This is a genomic window from Bacteroides acidifaciens (assembly GCF_903181435.1).
Taxonomy (GTDB): Bacteria; Bacteroidota; Bacteroidia; order Bacteroidales; family Bacteroidaceae; genus Bacteroides.
In genome coordinates, this window is record NZ_CAEUHO010000004.1 from 460,404 (window position 1) to 477,605 (window position 17,202).

At 43.4% G+C, this 17,202-nt stretch carries 11 protein-coding genes; 4 read left to right on the forward strand and 7 right to left on the reverse strand.

Annotation, left to right across the window (positions count from 1 at the left end; all coding sequences use genetic code 11):
* Position 1 precedes the first annotated feature (1 nt).
* Positions 2-772 carry a 4-hydroxy-tetrahydrodipicolinate reductase gene (dapB, locus tag CLIN57ABFB40_RS13915; RefSeq protein WP_175630644.1) on the reverse strand — a complete coding sequence of 257 codons (771 nt, stop codon included), beginning with the start codon at positions 770-772 and terminating at the stop codon, positions 2-4.
* A gap of 84 nt (positions 773-856) precedes the next feature.
* On the opposite strand from dapB, the gene CLIN57ABFB40_RS13920 reads away from it, so the two are divergent.
* The 4 genes from CLIN57ABFB40_RS13920 to CLIN57ABFB40_RS13935 all read left to right on the forward strand — a co-directional run bounded on the left by CLIN57ABFB40_RS13920 (position 857) and on the right by CLIN57ABFB40_RS13935 (position 6,726).
* Positions 857-2,140 (forward strand): DUF2851 family protein, encoded by a 1,284-nt coding sequence (locus tag CLIN57ABFB40_RS13920; protein ID WP_175630645.1) that lies wholly within the window; start codon positions 857-859, stop codon positions 2,138-2,140.
* Between the two features lie 102 nt (positions 2,141-2,242).
* Positions 2,243-2,803 (forward strand): DUF4348 domain-containing protein, encoded by a 561-nt coding sequence (locus CLIN57ABFB40_RS13925; protein ID WP_175630646.1) that lies wholly within the window; start codon positions 2,243-2,245, stop codon positions 2,801-2,803.
* Positions 2,804-2,926: 123 nt separating this feature from the next.
* Positions 2,927-3,619 (forward strand): DUF6250 domain-containing protein, encoded by a 693-nt coding sequence (locus tag CLIN57ABFB40_RS13930; protein WP_175630647.1) that lies wholly within the window; start codon positions 2,927-2,929, stop codon positions 3,617-3,619.
* A 32-nt stretch (positions 3,620-3,651) separates the two neighbouring features.
* Positions 3,652-6,726 carry a chondroitinase family polysaccharide lyase gene (locus CLIN57ABFB40_RS13935; RefSeq protein ID WP_175630648.1) on the forward strand — a complete coding sequence of 1,025 codons (3,075 nt, stop codon included), beginning with the start codon at positions 3,652-3,654 and terminating at the stop codon, positions 6,724-6,726.
* A gap of 238 nt (positions 6,727-6,964) precedes the next feature.
* On the opposite strand, the gene CLIN57ABFB40_RS13940 is transcribed toward CLIN57ABFB40_RS13935, so the two are convergent.
* The 6 genes from CLIN57ABFB40_RS13940 to CLIN57ABFB40_RS13965 form a co-directional block, all read right to left on the reverse strand.
* On the reverse strand, positions 6,965-8,176 hold the full coding sequence (locus CLIN57ABFB40_RS13940; protein ID WP_175630649.1) for a DcaP family trimeric outer membrane transporter: 1,212 nt from the start codon (positions 8,174-8,176) through the stop codon (positions 6,965-6,967).
* A gap of 54 nt (positions 8,177-8,230) precedes the next feature.
* Positions 8,231-9,175 carry a tRNA-dihydrouridine synthase family protein gene (locus CLIN57ABFB40_RS13945; protein WP_175630650.1) on the reverse strand — a complete coding sequence of 315 codons (945 nt, stop codon included), beginning with the start codon at positions 9,173-9,175 and terminating at the stop codon, positions 8,231-8,233.
* A 145-nt stretch (positions 9,176-9,320) separates the two neighbouring features.
* Positions 9,321-10,406: a DUF5017 domain-containing protein gene (locus CLIN57ABFB40_RS13950; RefSeq protein ID WP_175630651.1), complete on the reverse strand. Its 1,086-nt coding sequence runs from the start codon at positions 10,404-10,406 to the stop codon at positions 9,321-9,323.
* Between the two features lie 31 nt (positions 10,407-10,437).
* Positions 10,438-12,210: a RagB/SusD family nutrient uptake outer membrane protein gene (locus CLIN57ABFB40_RS13955; RefSeq protein WP_175630652.1), complete on the reverse strand. Its 1,773-nt coding sequence runs from the start codon at positions 12,208-12,210 to the stop codon at positions 10,438-10,440.
* Between the two features lie 20 nt (positions 12,211-12,230).
* A complete protein-coding gene (locus tag CLIN57ABFB40_RS13960; RefSeq protein WP_175631230.1) occupies positions 12,231-15,401 on the reverse strand; it encodes a SusC/RagA family TonB-linked outer membrane protein in 3,171 nt (1,056 codons plus the stop codon).
* A 160-nt stretch (positions 15,402-15,561) separates the two neighbouring features.
* Complete coding sequence (locus CLIN57ABFB40_RS13965; RefSeq protein WP_175630653.1) at positions 15,562-17,097, reverse strand: sulfatase-like hydrolase/transferase; 1,536 nt, start codon at positions 17,095-17,097, stop codon at positions 15,562-15,564.
* Positions 17,098-17,202 lie beyond the last annotated feature (105 nt).

The following is a 17,202-nucleotide window of genomic DNA, read 5'->3' on the forward strand; positions in this document are numbered from 1 at the left end:
TTTATTTTGTTGATTTCAAGAACGGGAATAAATCACTCATGCCCAGAAAACCTTCGTGTGTGGCTGTATATTCGGCAGCCAATACGGCTCCCAATACGAATCCGCCACGGCTTTTGGCATCGTGTGTGATGGTGATGCTGTCCACGTTGGATTCATAGCGTACGGTATGAAGTCCGAATACTTCTCCTTCGCGGATAGAACCGATGGGAAATTCGTTGGCGGCACAATCATTGGTTCCGCTGACGGTTCCGTCCGGTGCTGCGAAGGTTCCTTTCACCCATTTGTCCTTACGGTCTATCTCTTCCAGAATGCCTTCTGCCAGTGTAATGGCTGTTCCGCTGGGGGCATCCAGCTTGTGAATATGATGTGTCTCGCTCATGGTGACATCATAAGCAGGAAACTGGTTCATAATTTTAGCCAAATACTTGTTGAGAGCGGAGAAGATGCTGACTCCCAGGCTGAAGTTAGATGACCAGAAGAGTGTTTTGCCCCCTTCCGTACAGAGTCTCTTGATTTCTTCGCCATGTTCGTCCATCCATCCGGTACTGCCTGACACCAGTTTCACTCCGGCTTTGAAAGCTTTTATATAGTTATTGTAAGCTACCATCGGATTGGTAAATTCAATGGCTACATCGGCAGATTTGAACGCTTCCGATTCGAAGTCATCCTGATTATTGATATCAATGATGCAGACGATTTCATGTCCGCGACTACGGGCAACCTTTTCTATCTCCTTGCCCATTTTTCCGTAACCGATTAGTGCTATTTTCATTGTTTTCTGACTTATATTCAAAATAATAGTCGCAAAGATAGTGATTTTTATTACATTTGTAGCGCACATTAACGTCTTGTTAACATGGAACACCTTCTCCACTACGTGTGGAAACATAAATTATTTCCTCTGAAAGTACTGCAAACCACCAAAGGTTTATCGGTAGAAGTGATTGATTCCGGGCTGCAAAACCCGAACGCCGGTCCCGACTTTTTCAATGCCAAACTAAAAATAAACGGTATATTGTGGGTGGGAAACATCGAAATACATGCCCATGCTTCGGACTGGTTCCGCCACGGACATGATAGCGATAAGGTTTACGATTCGGTGATTCTTCATGTAGTGGGGGAGGCTGACGGGGAAATAACCCGTACTAACGGTGAGATTATCCCGCAAATGCAATTGACATGCCCCGAGCATATACGATCTCATTATCACGAACTTTGTGCGGCTGACCAGTATCCGGCTTGCTATCCTATCCTTGCTTCTCTGCCCAAACTTACCGTCCACTCCTGGCTGACAGCTTTGCAGACTGAACGGTTGGAACAAAAAGCGCGGTTAATAACGCAGCGTCTTGAACACTGTAACAACAACTGGGAAGACGCTTTCTTCATCACCCTTGCCCGTAACTTTGGTTTTGGACTGAACGGGGATGCCTTTGAAACGTGGGCGGGTTTGCTTCCGCTCCGTGCCATAGATAAGCACCGGAATGATTTGTTTCAGATAGAAGCTTTCTTCTACGGTTTGGCAGGACTGTTCGAAGATACGTTTCTGAAAAAGGAACAGGAAGACGAGTATAGCCTTCGCCTTTGCAAAGAATTCCGTTATTTGCAACGAAAGTTTGAGTTTACTCGAGTGATGGATGCCACATTGTGGCGTTTTCTCAGGCTTCGACCGGAGAATTTTCCTCATATTCGCCTGGCACAGTTGGCTTATCTTTATCAGAAAGGGGATAAGTTGTTCTCGCGGTTGCTGGAAGCTGAAACATTATCGGAAGTAAGGGAGTTGCTGACTACCCGTACTTCTGCTTATTGGGAAAGTCATTATTTATTCGGACAGACTTCTCCGCACAAAGAGAAAACACTGGGGGAGAGGTCGAAAAACTTGATTATCATAAATACTGTGACGCCTTTTCTATACACCTACGGTTTGCATAAAGCGGACGAGCGGATGTGTGAACGTGCCGGACGTTTCTTGGAAGAGTTGAAAGCGGAAGATAACCATATAACCCGTACGTGGAGCAACGCCGGACTGCCGGTTGCCACTGCAGCAGATAGTCAGGCATTGATACAGTTGCGGAAGGAGTATTGTGATAAGCGGAAATGCCTGTTTTGCCGCTTTGGCTATGAGTATTTGCGACACGAATAATCCGGTCGGGAATACGTAAAGATTTAGCTTCCGAAATAACTAAGATATCAAACTTGTCATTATCTTTGCAGCGTCAATTAAACTCTTAATTTATATAGTGTAATGAGAGCTAAAAAGTTTGTATGCTGTTTGTTGGCCATGGTGCTGTTTGCAGGTGTTTCGTTCATCTCTTGCGGTAATAGTTCGAAAGCAAAAGTTGACAGTGAAGCGGCTACCGGATTCGGTGAGGAGTTCAAGTCGTTTCTGGATAAGTTTACTTCCAGCGCGGCATTCCAATATACCCGTATCAAGTTTCCGTTGAAAACTCCGATAACCTTATTGGAAGATGACGGTGAAACTGAGAAAACATTCCCTTTCACCAAAGAAAAATGGCCGTTGCTGGATAGTGAAACGATGAAGGAAGAACGCATCTCTCAGGAAGAAGGTGGTATTTACGTCTCCAAGTTCACGGTGAACGAACCCAAGCATAAGGTGTTCGAGGCGGGATATGAAGAGTCGGAGATTGACTTGCGTGTCGAATTCGAACTTTCGTCTGACGGGAAGTGGTATGTGGTGGATTGCTATACGGGTTGGTATGGCTATGACTTGCCTGTCGGCGAATTGAAACAGACCATAGAGAATGTAAAGGAAGAGAATGCGGCATTCAAGGAGCTACATCCTTAAAATGGTAATACAATTCCTCAGTCAATACGTTATTTGAGATATTTTGTACAATTTGAACCCCTCTTTTTTCGAAAAGAGGGGTTTCTTTGTAACCGGAAGGATAATCTTTAAACTAATACCGTAATGATGAAGCGATTTTTTATTGGCTACAGCTTGATTACTTTTTTCTTTTTGAATAGTGCGGTGCTCTTTGCACAACACGAAAACTCCTTTGTCAAACAATGGAGAATAGAAGATGAATCTCATGCCTTGCAGATGACGGAACATACGGATACATTGGAACTTATTGTTCCGAATGGCTTGACTATGTGGTATCAGCAACGTCTGACAGGTAATTATGAGATAAATTACCGTATCTGTATGGTAATGAAAGGCGGAAAGTACGACCGTCTGAGCGACCTGAATTGCTTTTGGGCTGCCAATGATCCTAAACATCCTGACGACCTTTTTGTCCGTAGTGAGTGGCGGAACGGTGTTTTTAAAAACTACAATACATTAAACCTTTTCTACGTTGGATACGGGGGAAATGACAATTCTACTACTCGTTTCCGCCGTTACCGGGGAGAATTTTATGGAATAGCAGACGATAAAATAAAACCGCTACTGGGTGAATATACGGATGCGCCGCATCTGCTTACTCCCAATCAATGGTATCAAATACAGATTCGGGTAAAAAAAGGTATAACAACTTATTCGGTGAATGGCGAGGAACTTTTCCGTTATTCTGTAGCAGATGGCTTGGGAGACGGACATTTCGGATTACGTCTTTTACAGAATCATGTGTTGTTTACTGGATTTAAAGTGACTGCTTTCTAAATTTGCATATAAAAAACTAATCAGATATATCTATGATGAAACAATCTTTTATCAGACTTGGAGTACTAACTCTATTTTCCTGTTTATGTTCTGCATTTCTTCATTCGCAAGTAGTAACAGATGAGCGGCTATTTTCTTTTGAAGCCCCCAAAGTTCCGGACTGTATAACGAGTACTCATTCTCAACTTTCCATCTCTGATATTCATTATAAAGATGGAAAACACTCGATGAAATGGGACTTTGAACCTGGCGGTATATTAGAACTTAAGAAAGACTTGAAATTTGAAAAGAAGGATCCGACTGGCAAAGACCTGTATCTTTCAGCTTTCATCGTATGGGTGTATAATGAAGAGCCCCAAAATACAACTATCGAATTTGAATTTTTGAAAGACGGCAGGAAATGTACTTCCTTTCCTTTCGGAATCAACTTTAAAGGTTGGCGTGCCGCATGGGTTTGTTATGAACGGGATATGCAAGGTGTGCCGGAAGAAGGCATGAATGAACTTCGCATTGTTGCTCCAAATTCAAAAGGATGCCTTTTCATCGATCATTTGATTACCGCTACCAAAGTGGATGCACGTCAGCAAACAGCCGATTTGCAAGTGCCTTTTGTAAATGCCGGAACTAATAATCATTGGTTGGTTGTTTACAAACACTCCCTTTTGAAGCCGGATATCGAGTTGACTCCTGTCAGTGACAAGCAAAAGAAAGAAATGCAACTGCTGGAGAAACGTTTCCGGGACATGAATTATACAAAAGGTAAGCTCTCGGATAAAGAAGTGGAAACTATCCGCAAGAAATATGATTTCTATCAGATTACTTATAAAAACGGTCAGGTATCGGGTGTACCTATTTATATGGTGCGCGCTTCAGAAGCTTATGAACGGATTATACCGGACTGGGACAAGGATATGCTGACCAAACTTGGTATAGAAATGCGTGCCTATTTTGATTTGATGAAACGGATTGCTGTTGCGTATAATAATAGTGCTGCGAAACCGGAACTTCAGAAAGAAATGAAGCAAAAATTCTTGGCTATGTATGACCATATAACTGACCAGGGGGTGACTTATGGCAGTTGTTGGGGGAATATCCATCATTACGGATATAGCGTTCGCGGATTGTATCTGGCATATTTCCTAATGAAAGACGTACTTCGTGAAGCCGGTAAGTTGCCAGAAGCTGAGCGTACATTGCTCTGGTATGCCATTACGAATGAAGTATATCCTAAACCGGAAGGCAACGGTATTGATATGGACTCATTTAACACACAGACCACCGGTCGTATCGCGAGTATCCTGATGATGGAAGATACACCGGAAAAGTTACAATATCTAAGGTCTTTCTCTCGTTGGATTGATTACGGTTGTCGCCCTGCTCCGGGATTGGATGGCTCATTCAAGATAGACGGCGGTGCTTTCCATCATCGTAATAATTACCCGGCTTATGCGGTTGGTGGCTTGGATGGAGCTACTAATATGATTTATCTTTTTAGTCAGACTGAGTTTGCAGTCTCAGAGTTGGCGCATGAAACGGTGAGAAATGTATTGTTTGCAATGCGTTTCTACTGCAATAAACTCAATTTCCCGTTATCAATGTCCGGTCGTCATCCCGATGGAAAGGGGAAATTAGTGCCGATGCACTATGCAATGATGGCTATGGCAGGAACTTCTGATGGAAAGTCTAAGTTCGATAAGGAGATGGCGTCTGCTTATCTGCGTCTTGTTTCAGGCACTTCTTCCAAAGGGCATGAGCCTGACTATATGCCAAAAGTATCCAATGCACAGGAACGGAAGATTGCAAAGCTGCTTGTCGATAACGGTTTCCGCCCTGAACCCGACCCGCAAGGAAACTTGGCACTTGGTTATGGCTGCGTGTCTGTGCAGCGCCGTAGTAACTGGTCTGCAGTGGCTCGCGGACATTCCCGCTATCTTTGGGCGGCAGAACATTATTTGGGGCATAATCTCTATGGCCGTTATTTGGCACATGGGAGTCTGCAAATTCTGACAGCAGCACCGGGGCAGATTGTTACTCCTGCCACAAGTGGATGGCAGCAGGAAGGTTTCGACTGGAACCGTATCCCGGGAGTGACTTCCATCCATCTTCCACTGGAACAGTTGAAAGCTAAAGTTTTGAATGTAGATACATTCTCCGGCATGGAAGAAATGCTTTATTCCGATGAAGCTTTTGCCGGCGGACTGTCACAACAGAAAGAAAATGGCAATTTCGGTATCAAATTGCACGAACATGATAAGTACAACGGTTCTCATCGGGCACGCAAATCTTTCCATTTCATCGGTGAAATGATTGTTTGCTTAGGTTCGGACATTGAAAATACCAATACAGAATATCCCACTGAAACTACAATATTCCAGTTGGCGGTAACTGATAAGGCTGGGCATGATTACTGGAAAAACTATCATGGTGATGGTAAAACATGGATTGATCATTTGGGAACCGGATATTATGTACCCGTTACTGCTAAGTTTGAGAAAGCTTTTCCACAATATTCCCGTATGCAGGATACAGGTAAGGAAACAAAAGGGGATTGGGTCTCATTAGTCGTGAATCATGGAAAAGCTCCGAAAGGCGGAAGTTATGAATATGCTGTCCTGCCACAAACAAATGAAACTGCTATGAAGTCATTTAGCAAGAAACCTGCTTATAAGGTACTGAAACAGGATTGTGATGCTCATATCGTGTATTCACCGGCAAAGAATATATACTCTTATGTACTCTTTGAGACTCCGCAAGCCCCTCTTCCTGGTGAATTATTACAGCAAACGGATACGTCTTGCCTGGTGATGGTTCACAAGGAATCTCCGAATAAACTTCTGCTGACTGTGGCACAGCCGGACTTGGCACTGTATCGAGGCGCAAGTGATGAAGCTTTCGATAAAAATGGAAAACGGATAGAACGCAGTATCTATTCCCGCCCATGGATCGGGAATGAAAGCGGTGAGATACCGGTTACTGTTACCTTGAAAGGCCGGTGGAATGTGGAGGAAACTCCTTTCTGTAAAGTCCTTTCGTCTGATAGGAAACAGACGGTACTCCGTTTTACTTGTAAAGACGGTGCTAGTTTCGAAGTGAAGTTACAGAAATAAGGTGAATTTGATATAACGAAATGTGAAGCTTTTTGTTTCAAGCCATGAAACAAACTGTTCCACACCGAGAAACGAAGTGTTTCAAGCAGTGAAACGAAGTGTTTCACACCGAGAAACAAATAGTTTCAAATGGGGTTGAAACTTTTGGGAAGGAAACGGATAAAGTAAAGGTGACAATAGAATGGCGAAGAACATTCTATTGTCACCTTATTGTCATTATCTATGTAGAGATGCGGTCTTAGAACATAAACATAGCTACCGCTACGATACGGTTATTGCAAACAGCATGAGTGTCTATAATTTTTCCGTTAGAATGCTTGAGTGAACCATACCATGCCGAACTTAGAGTATATTCCAGACCAAATTTCCAATGAGGTACATTGTATGTCAATTCAGCCCCTGCTGTAACTAATTGGTCAAGGTTTGTTCCTGTACCATATAGCTTTTCTGATTCCAATGTATCGCTTGTTCCTAAATTCTTTGCATAGCCGACAAAGATTCCCGGTTTCCATTTTTGTCCGTAAACGGCATTCAGCCAAGAACTTGAGAAACGTATTGGAGTGTATTTCTGTTCTCCTGTGCGTTCATTAATAGATTTAATACCGAATCCGCCAAGACCGGAAGCTTGTGTAAGATTGGAGCCTAATACACTTTTTGCGCCGATAAACCAGTTTTTATTCGTGTATTTCACATGAGCTTCATATGAAAGGGTTGTGATGCGTTCGTCTACTTTATATCCTTCTGTGGAGACTGTACGTGGCTTTAATGATAACAACTCAACACCTACACCCGCTAATAAGCCACCTTTCTTATAATCTGCCCCAATATAAATTTCAGGGACACAGCTTTTCTTTATATACTCCTGGCTCTTTCCGGCAGGTCCTTGAGACAAATACTGGGATTGCCATACGGCAGCTCCTGTAAGTTGGAAGTTTTTGTTCTTGTATCGATAGCGAATCTGCGGTGCGCGACTGAACGGTTGAAAAGGTGCTCCCATTGACAGATTAAGAATTTGCGGGGCTACTTCACCATATAGCGGGTGCCATGTTTGCCCGAGCAGCAAGGCCGATTTGTCCCAATCCAAATTGAGATAAGCGTGGCGCAGTCGGACTACTGAAAAAGAATTGCCGGTACCGCGAAAGTCGGCTTCTATCTTGGCGGAAGTCTTGGCTGTTCCCAGTTTAGGTCCGGCGACGTCTACTCCCAAACGTGAATACAGTGTGTAGAAATTACTGTTAGGCGTTGAATTCAAATCGTTTCCGTCCTCATCGCGATTCTTGTCCAAGGGATACATATAGAACAATCCGTCTACAGTTTCTTGATTGGCACGACTGTTGTAATAAAGGTCTGTACGAATCTGTCCATAAAACTTGAACTTGAAGTCCTTCATCTGTGCAAAACTGCCCGAAACTGTTATCAGGCAAAGAAATAATAGAATGTATTTTTTCATAATGTGCTTGTTTATAAACGGGCGCAAAATTACACAAAATTACGGGTAATCAGCCTATCGTTGATTAAAAAAGGCATTGACAGCCTGATTATATTTGTTCAGGCTTGTACTTTTATGAATAGCTTTCATTAGTTTTTTTTCTGTATTTGGCAATAAATATTCCCAAAAAGTCTTCATCTTGTTTAGGAACTGTCCGTCTCCACCTTCAAGCTGCTCTGCGTATGCCGTGTATACGCTTTTGTGCATCAATTGCAATTTTTGTACCATTTCATCGAAGCTAAGAGCGCGTCCTTGTCTATGCTCTAATGCTAACGCCGGATTGGCGAGTAGCCCGCGTCCTATCATGATTCCGGCTAATGAAGGAAATTTGTCCTGGATTTGTTGAATATCTTCCAGACTGTTTATGTCTCCGTTGTAAATAATAGGATGTTTGCAGGCATCTTGAAAATCAGCGAACCCTTTGAGGTCTACTTCACCTTTATATTGTTGTTTTCCTAAACGGGGATGCATCGTGACTTGCCGCAGTGGCAGTTCATTAATAATAGGAGCTAGTTTGAGGCATTCAGCCGGATTCTCCCATCCCAATCTCATTTTTATGGAAAAACTGATTTGCGGATACTTCCGAACCAAGCTGAGCAGTGCTTCCACTTCTTCAGGATAAGGCAAGATGCCGGAACCATTGTGGCGCTTTGCTAAAATTGGAAAGGGGCAGCCCAGATTTATATCCGCTTCTTCATATCCTTTCTCGATGAAAAGGGAGAGAATAGCTTCCGCTTTTTCCGCTGTCGGAGCTATTAGCTGGGGAACGAGGTGAGGTACATGGTTATTTTCCGGTTCGATGCTCCGGACATCCCTGCGGCGGAAATCACCTTTCTCGATTCGGACAAATGGGGTGTAATAAGTGTCTATGCCACCAAAATAAGTAGCGTGGGCATTGCGGTAAAAAGTATCTGTATACCCCTGTAACGGTGCAAAGTGAATAGGAAGGATTTCTTGCATTGTTATTCTTTTTTGCAAAGATACGGAAAAAAGTAAAAGAGAAGAACCTCACGATCCTTCTCTTTCCGGTATTAAGTTGATTAAAGTCTGATTAAATAAACGTTTTCTGTGATTGAAGGTTAGAAAAATTGGGGGATTTATTGATTTATTCTACAACGTTTATTGTCAGTTCACGGACTACTTGTCCACCTTCGTAGACGTAGTTTGCATTGTTGGCTACGAAAGTAGCGGTATATGTACCGGCTTCTTCGTAAGTATAGGTGTATGATGATAGTGATTGGGAAATATTCTTGATGCTAGTTCCGGTGTCAGGATTACAGGAAGCATCAATAGAAATTGGGTCGGATACCAACCAACTATATTTTAAGGTTTTATCTTTAGCCGAGGAGTGGATGGCTATTTGGTTCAGGTCTCCCATTTTCCAGATGCCGGCTATATTATTTGTGACATAGCCGTATTCCTTGTTATTCGCATTTGGTTTATAAACAGCAGCTGCCTGATCATCCAAGTTTTCATTGCAGAGCATATTTACAGGCGTAAAACCAAAATCTTTGGCAACTGTTGTTGTTCCTATGCCATTCTTGAATGCCTTTTTCATCTGTAGTTTTAAGAAGTAGAATTTCGGTTGGGCACTTGTATTGTTCACGCCTCTGTAACAGATAGCAAATGTTACTTTCTTACCCAGATAATCTTGCAGGTTTCTTGTTACCCATTTCACATTCTCTGTTTTCAAAGCATCGGACTCCGTTGACCATACTTTGGAAGGATAAGCTCCTTCTTCTTTATCATTCTTATCTATCAATATGTTCCAGTCATTAAATTCTTCGTCCAATAAGCGTCTGTCCGCTTCGAAGTTGTTCTTTGCAAGACCGGGGAATTTGTCGGAAACGTATAGTGTAATGTCGGCATTATTGATATTACCTGTCATTGCACTGATTCCGAGACTTAATTCACAAACATCGAGGTCCTCAAGCTGCATCATTGTGCGGTCTTTGTACCTGTATTCTTTTAAAGACTCTCCGCTGAAGAATGTGATAAAATCGGGGTCACCGTCTAAGGTGAATACCACCGGAGTTCCTTTTTTTACTGTTACCGTCTTTCCGTCGAAGTTGACATCCTGACTGGTAGCTACGCCTACGTGCAGTTCCGTATCTTCTTTTAGTTCTTTGTCACAAGCAGTCAGTCCTAAGCTGAGAAAGGCTATTGCTGTAAGTAATTTATATGTTTTCATAAATAAATCTCTTTTATGGTTTATACTGGCATTACCATTTCGGGTTGTTCTCAGTAATAAATGGATTCATTGCCATCTCCTGAGCTGGAATCGGGAAATAGTTGTAAGCGGAAGAAATGTTGAAATAGTTATATACATTGGTAGCACCTTGTGTCCACGAACCTCCTGCTTGAGCAACGCTTACCAGCTCGTTCATCTTCTCAATATATTCTCCCCAGCGGATAAGGTCGAAACGACGGGTATATTCGAAACATAGCTCCATAGCCCGTTCGTCTTTCAGTTTGCTCAGAAACTGAGAGTAGTCCAAATCCTTTAGTTCTTCAATGCCGGCACGTCTTCTCACACGATTGATACAATCGTAAGCCAAGGTATTAGGGGCTCCGTTCACTTCGTTCTCTGCTTCGGCAATCATTAGCAGGATGTCGGAGAAGCGCAGAATGGGGAAGTTGATAGAAGTATCATTCTTACTCTTTTTGTCAGCTTCATATTCGCGGCGATATTTGGCACAGGCGCGGTTGCGGTTGTTATCGCTGCTTGTTTTAGTTTTTTCGTAATCACCGTATCTTTTAGTCTCGGTTTTTCCGGTTTCGGGATCGGTAGTAGTGATAGAGCCTTCGGGACCGTAGCTGTAAGAAATATCCCAGTATTGATTTTTCACTTCGTCCATTTTTCCATACTCAAAATAGCGTCCGTCTACCGCACCGCCTTTCTTGGATTGTGTATAAGTGAAAGGTGCGATACTCCAGTTACAGCGGTTTTTGTCATTGTTGGCTTCATACAAATCCAGCAATTTCGGAGTGGAGTAGATAAAGCCATAACCAAATCCGGGGTCTTCTTGCCCTTTGTAAGAAGTAGCGGACAGGTCCGGTCCTACAATTCCGATGATGTTTCCAATACGTCCTTCGGCGCGTACATCGGTTGAGCGGTTTCCGGCAAACTCGACTTCCCAAATACTCTCGTTTTTTCCGGAACTGTTATATTTGTTTGAGCAGAGGTCAATAAACAAATCCCAGTAGTTGTTATCCAAATCGTGCCCTTCCTTTAATACCAGTTGCGCATAGTGGCTGGCCTTCTTGAAATATTCTTTTTCAGTTACCGGGTCGGAGGCTTTGTTGTCGCGGAAGTGTTCACCTGCTCTGAACATATACACTCTCGCCAATATCCCCCAGGCTGCTGATTTTGAAACACGTCCGGGAAGATAGTTCAAATCGGAAGAAGATTTCAAATCGTTGCTGGAACCTGCCATTTCGCGGACAATGAAATCATAAATCTGTTGTTTGTCGGTACGTGGGCGAGCCAAGTTCTCCGGATCGACAGTGGATTCGGTAGTGAACGGAACATCTCCCCAACATTGTACGAGATTGAAATAAAAGAAGGCGCGCAGGAAACGGGCTTCCGCCTTATATTGAAGGCGCAGGTCTTTGTCCATATCGGGTACGGCATCAATATTTTCTAGGAAAACATTGGCACGGTTGATACCTGTATAGAGGGTATACCAAAAACCGAGTACATCGGGATCACTACTAGTGGCATTATTGCAAATCAGTCCGGTCTTGTTGGGCGTACGTCCGACACCGCCGTAATGACCGAGGTCATCTCCACCAACCAGATACAGGTAAGCATTTCCGTAGAACGTACTTTGTTGCAAGGTAGCATAAACACCTGTCAGGAACGAAGATGCTTCTCCCGGAGTTTTGAAATAGTTCCCGGGTGTAATTTGGTTGGGCTCTTTTTCAAGGAAATCGCAGGAAGCGATGCTCATACCGGCAATTAGGGCAAGGATGAATATCTTGATTGTTTTCATAATAGTCTTTGTTTAATCAATTAGAAACCTAAATTAATACCTAAGCTGACAGAGAAAGCTCTCGGATAAGCCGAGAAGTCCAATCCCGGTGTCAAAGCTCCTTCGCGGATAGAAACTTCAGGATCGTAGCCCGAATATCCGGTCATTGTCCATATGTTCTGTGCTGCTACATAAACCCGAGCTTTGTCGATACCCCATTTCTTAGTCAGTAATTGGGGGAGTGAATAGCCTAGTGTCACAGTTTTTAGGCGAAGGAAAGAAGCGTCCTCAATCACACGGGTGGAGAATACACGGTTCGAGCCGGAGTTTGTTGCGCGTGGAATATCGCTTTGCGGATTTTCCGGTGTCCAACGGTTGGCATAACTTGCAAACTGATTCAGGTCGCGTGCCAGGTTATTGGAACTTTCGAACATTAACCGGTTGGCGTTCAGTACGTCGTTGCCATAAGACCATTGAAGGAAGATATTCATGTCGAATCCTTTGTAGGTAAAGTTGTTGGTGAAACCACCTGTATGCTTTGGTAATCCGTTACCAATCATCGTACGGTCATTGTCATCTATAACACCGTCACCATTCAAATCTGCATATTTCGGCATACCCGGTTGTGTGTTGTTCTCAGAGGTATAGTGAGGCACATTACGTTTCAATACATAGTTGTTGCCTACTTTGTCGAAATCATCATATTTATAAGTACCTTCATAGATGAATCCATACATGGTTCCCATTGAATAACCGACTTTTGCGATGTAGCTGGATTGTGAGTTATAATTCTGGTCAAATTTGGCAGAACTCAACATTGCGGTTTGGTTTTCGGCAAGTTCCAATACCTTATTCTTATTAAGGGCGATATTGAAGTTGCTTGTCCATGTGAAGTTTCTGTTTTTGATGTTTGTTGTATTCAATGTGAATTCAAAACCTTGATTACGCACTTTACCAATATTTTTCATGGCACTGAAATAACCGGATGAAGGAGCGAGTGGTGTGTTTAGCAACAAGTCATGAGTCACCTTGTGATACCAGTCCATCGTGATTCCTATACGTTCGTCCAGCAAACCTAAATCTAGTCCGACATTCCATTGTTCAGTCGTTTCCCATTTCAGTTTGCGGTTGCGAAGTGAGAGGGGTACTACACCTACATTGGTCAAGTCGTTCTCAAAAGGATATACACCACTTGCGGTACTACCTAAAGATATGTAGTCTCCTTGTTTCTCTTTCAATCGCTGATAGATGGCATATGTATCATATTCACCTACACGATTGTTACCTGTCAACCCCCAGCTGACACGCAGTTTACCGGAAGAAATGGTGGATTTCAGTGACGACAGGAAGTCTTCTTCCATGAACGACCACGCCAGTGAACCGGAAGGGAAGTAACCGAAACGATTGTCTCCGCGGAACTTCGATGAGCCATCGACACGAAAGGAGGCGGTTGCGTAATATTTGGACTTGAAGTTATAGCTGAAACGCATCGGGAAGGACATCATTGACCATGAAGTTTTGAGCGAAGTGGTGGTCGTAGGTGTACCGTTGCTCATTCCTGCCATACCGATTGATTCATATTCCTGTGGAATTTTTACTGTACGGAAAGAGTAAGTTTCCGAATCAGAGTTTTGGAAACTGATACCAACCAGCATATTCATGTAATGTTTCTTTTTGATATTTGTCTGGTAGGTCAGAATATTTTCGTTCAGCCAGGTGAGCCGCTCGGTACGAGACACTTCCGCATTAACCTTGTCGGCTGAAGTGGGGTTACCGTAACGTGTTTTTGAATTATTGAATATATCGTTTTTACGTGCGTCGTATGTGTATCCGCCGGATACTTTCAGCTTCAGACCTTTGATAAATTCATATTCTACATAACCGTTGAACTGAAGATTGTTGATGTAATTCTTCCGATACGCGTTCATTAAGTCCATGTAAGGATTGAAACGATAGTCAGTGGAAATGTTGACTGATTCGTCAATCAGATTGTCTTTCAAATATGAGAGTGGAGTGTCGGGCGAAGTAACCGGACGGTATCCCCATACACTGTAGAATAAGTTGTTCATACCACTATATGAATTCTGTGAAGGAGAGTTGCCGGTAGTGATGGAGCGTGAATAGTTCACGGTCATGCTTGCTCTCAATTTCTTTTTATTGATAGTGGTATTCATGCGTCCCTGCATACGTTTATAGTTGGAATTGACAACGATACCATTCTGGTCATAATAAGACAAGGAAGCATTGTAGCGTATTCCTTCCGATCCCCCTGTCAGGCTTACATTATGGCTTTGCATCCAAGCAGAGCGGAATATCTCATCCTGCCAGTTGTATTGAGGAATGTTCCGGTAATCGTCCAAAGTCCACTGTTTGCCGTTATAAAGTTGCAGATAAGTACTTTTTTGTACCAAATCCGGTTGGATTTCATATTGCAGTTTCACAAATTCATAGGCATCCATCATCGGTATTGTCTTGGTGATATGCTGGATGCCGAAGCTTCCGTCGTATGAAATCTTAGGTTGTCCTATTTTGCCTTTCTTTGTGGTAATTACAATTACCCCATTGGCTCCACGCGCACCGTAGATGGCTGAAGCAGACGCGTCTTTCAATACATCTATTGATTCAATATCATTTTGGTTGATGGAAGATGCAATCATGGGGTCTTCTACTGGGAAGCCGTCGACTACATAAAGTGGTGAGTTATCTTGAGTCAGGGAGTTGTTACCACGAATGACAATATTCATTTGTCCGCCGGGCATACCTTCAGACGAGCTTACGTTTACTCCGGCAATACGTCCACCCAATGATTGGTCGAACGAAGCGGTAGGAGCACTGAGTAAGTCGGATATATTTGCTTTGGCCACAGAACCAGTCAAGTCACGTTTGCGCACCTCCTGATAACCTACAACTACTACTTCATCCAATGTTTTGGTATCTTCCCTTAAAGTAATAACCATTAGCTTTTGTGTATCTACTTTCTGTTCTACAGTCACATAACCGATGAAAGAAATAACCAATGTTGAGTTCTTATTAGGTACACTGAATGCAAACTTACCGTCAAGGTCGGTAATAGTTCCTTGTGAAGTACCTTTTACCTGAACACTGGCGCCCGGCACTCCTTCTCCTAAATTATCCTTCACCGTACCTTTTACAAGTACCTGTGCAAGTACAAAAGAAACAGAAAATAGGAGCAGTCCGAGTGAGGAGAGAATCCTTTTTCTAGTTTGAGTGGATAAATGTTTTTTCATATATTAAAAATTAAGTGATTTAATTGAATCTACGGTTGCAAAGATAGATGGATTGAATTTTCGCATATGGATAGAATTATTCAAGAATGGTGCAAAATCATACAATTCTTCTGTTCTCATATTTTTATTTCTCTTTTACGGTTTTCAGTAAAGCGGACAATTCTTTTACGATGTCAGTATGTTGTGCGGCTACATTCATTTTCTCCGATGGATCGGATGATAAATCGTAGAGTTGCGGCTGTTTGTCATTGCCCAACTCCATTTTCGTCCAGAACTCGATGGCAGGTCCATCGCTTGGTTCAATGTATTTCCATTGACCTTTCACGATGGCGAGTGTATTGTTCAAGTTCTGCTGGACGATGTAGTCACGGTCTGTATTGCTCTTGCCTAAAAGTACGTTCAGGTGTTCTTGACTGTCGGGTGCCGCTCCTTCGCGCAGAGGTTGGTTCAAGAGAGAGGCGAGTGATGCATATACGTCGATTTGAGAGAAAAGAGCCTGTTGCTTGCTCGGTTTTACTTTGGCGGGCCAGCGTACGATGAACGGAATACGTGTGCCTGCTTCGTAAGCACTGTACTTGCCACCACGATAGATTCCCATCGGGGTATGTCCGTTGAGCAGCTCGTAGGCATGGTCTTGGTAGCCGTCGTCAATAACAGGACCGTTGTCGCTGGTAAAGATAAGGATTGTGTTATCAGCAATGTTGAGGCTGTCCAGAGTGTGCATTATTTCTCCGATGGTCCAGTCCAGTTGCAGGATTACGTCGCCGCGGGTTCCGAGTCCACTCTTTCCGGCGAAACGCGGGTGGGGGATACGGGGGACATGTACGTCTTGCGTACCCATATATAAGAAGAAAGGTTCTTTCTGGTGGGAAGCAATGAAATTCTTGGCTTTATCGGTGATGATGTCGGCAATGTCCTCATCCTTCCAAAGAGCGGACTTTCCGCCGGTCATCCAGCCGATACGGGGGATACCGTTAATGATGGTATTATTATGCCCTTGGCTGGGTTTCAATGTCACAAGTTCCGGATTTTCTTCTCCTGTAGGCCAGTCGCCTACCTTATGGTCGTAGCTGACAGTGATAGGGTCGTTAGGGTCAAGACCTACTACACGGCCGTTTTCTACAAAAACACAGGGCACACGGTCTACGGTTGCGGGAATGATAAATTCATAGTCGAAGCCGATGCTTTGTGCATTCGGACTGATTTGGCTGTTGAAGTCAGTGCCGCCTTTCGGGCCGAGCCCCAAATGCCATTTGCCGACTGCACCGGTAGCGTATCCGGCATCTTTCAACATATCAGCCATTGTGACGCAGGCTGTGTCGATGATAAGCTCCGAGTTTCCGGGAGCAATGCCGGTGTTTTCTTGTCGCCAAGGATACATGCCGGTCAGAAGCCCGAAACGGGAAGGGGTACTGGTGGCTGAGGTAGCGTAAGCATTGGTAAACTGTACTCCCTGTCCTGCCAGCCGGTCGATGTTAGGAGTGCTTACTTTGGTTGCTCCGTAACAGCTTAGGTCGCCGATACCGAGGTCGTCTGCGAATATATAAATAATGTTGGGCTTTTGATTGTTTTGTCTATTGCTCTTTTGGGTAGCGTGGTTGCATCCGGTCAGCATGGCGATGCCGGGCAATAATGGTAGTAGACGTGAAACGTTTCTCATAATGTTATTTTTTAGGAGATGATGTTAGATGCACAAAGATAATTGGTTGGAGAAATATGCATGAGTAGTAACGTACAAGTGAAGTACAAAATAGTACACTGTTGT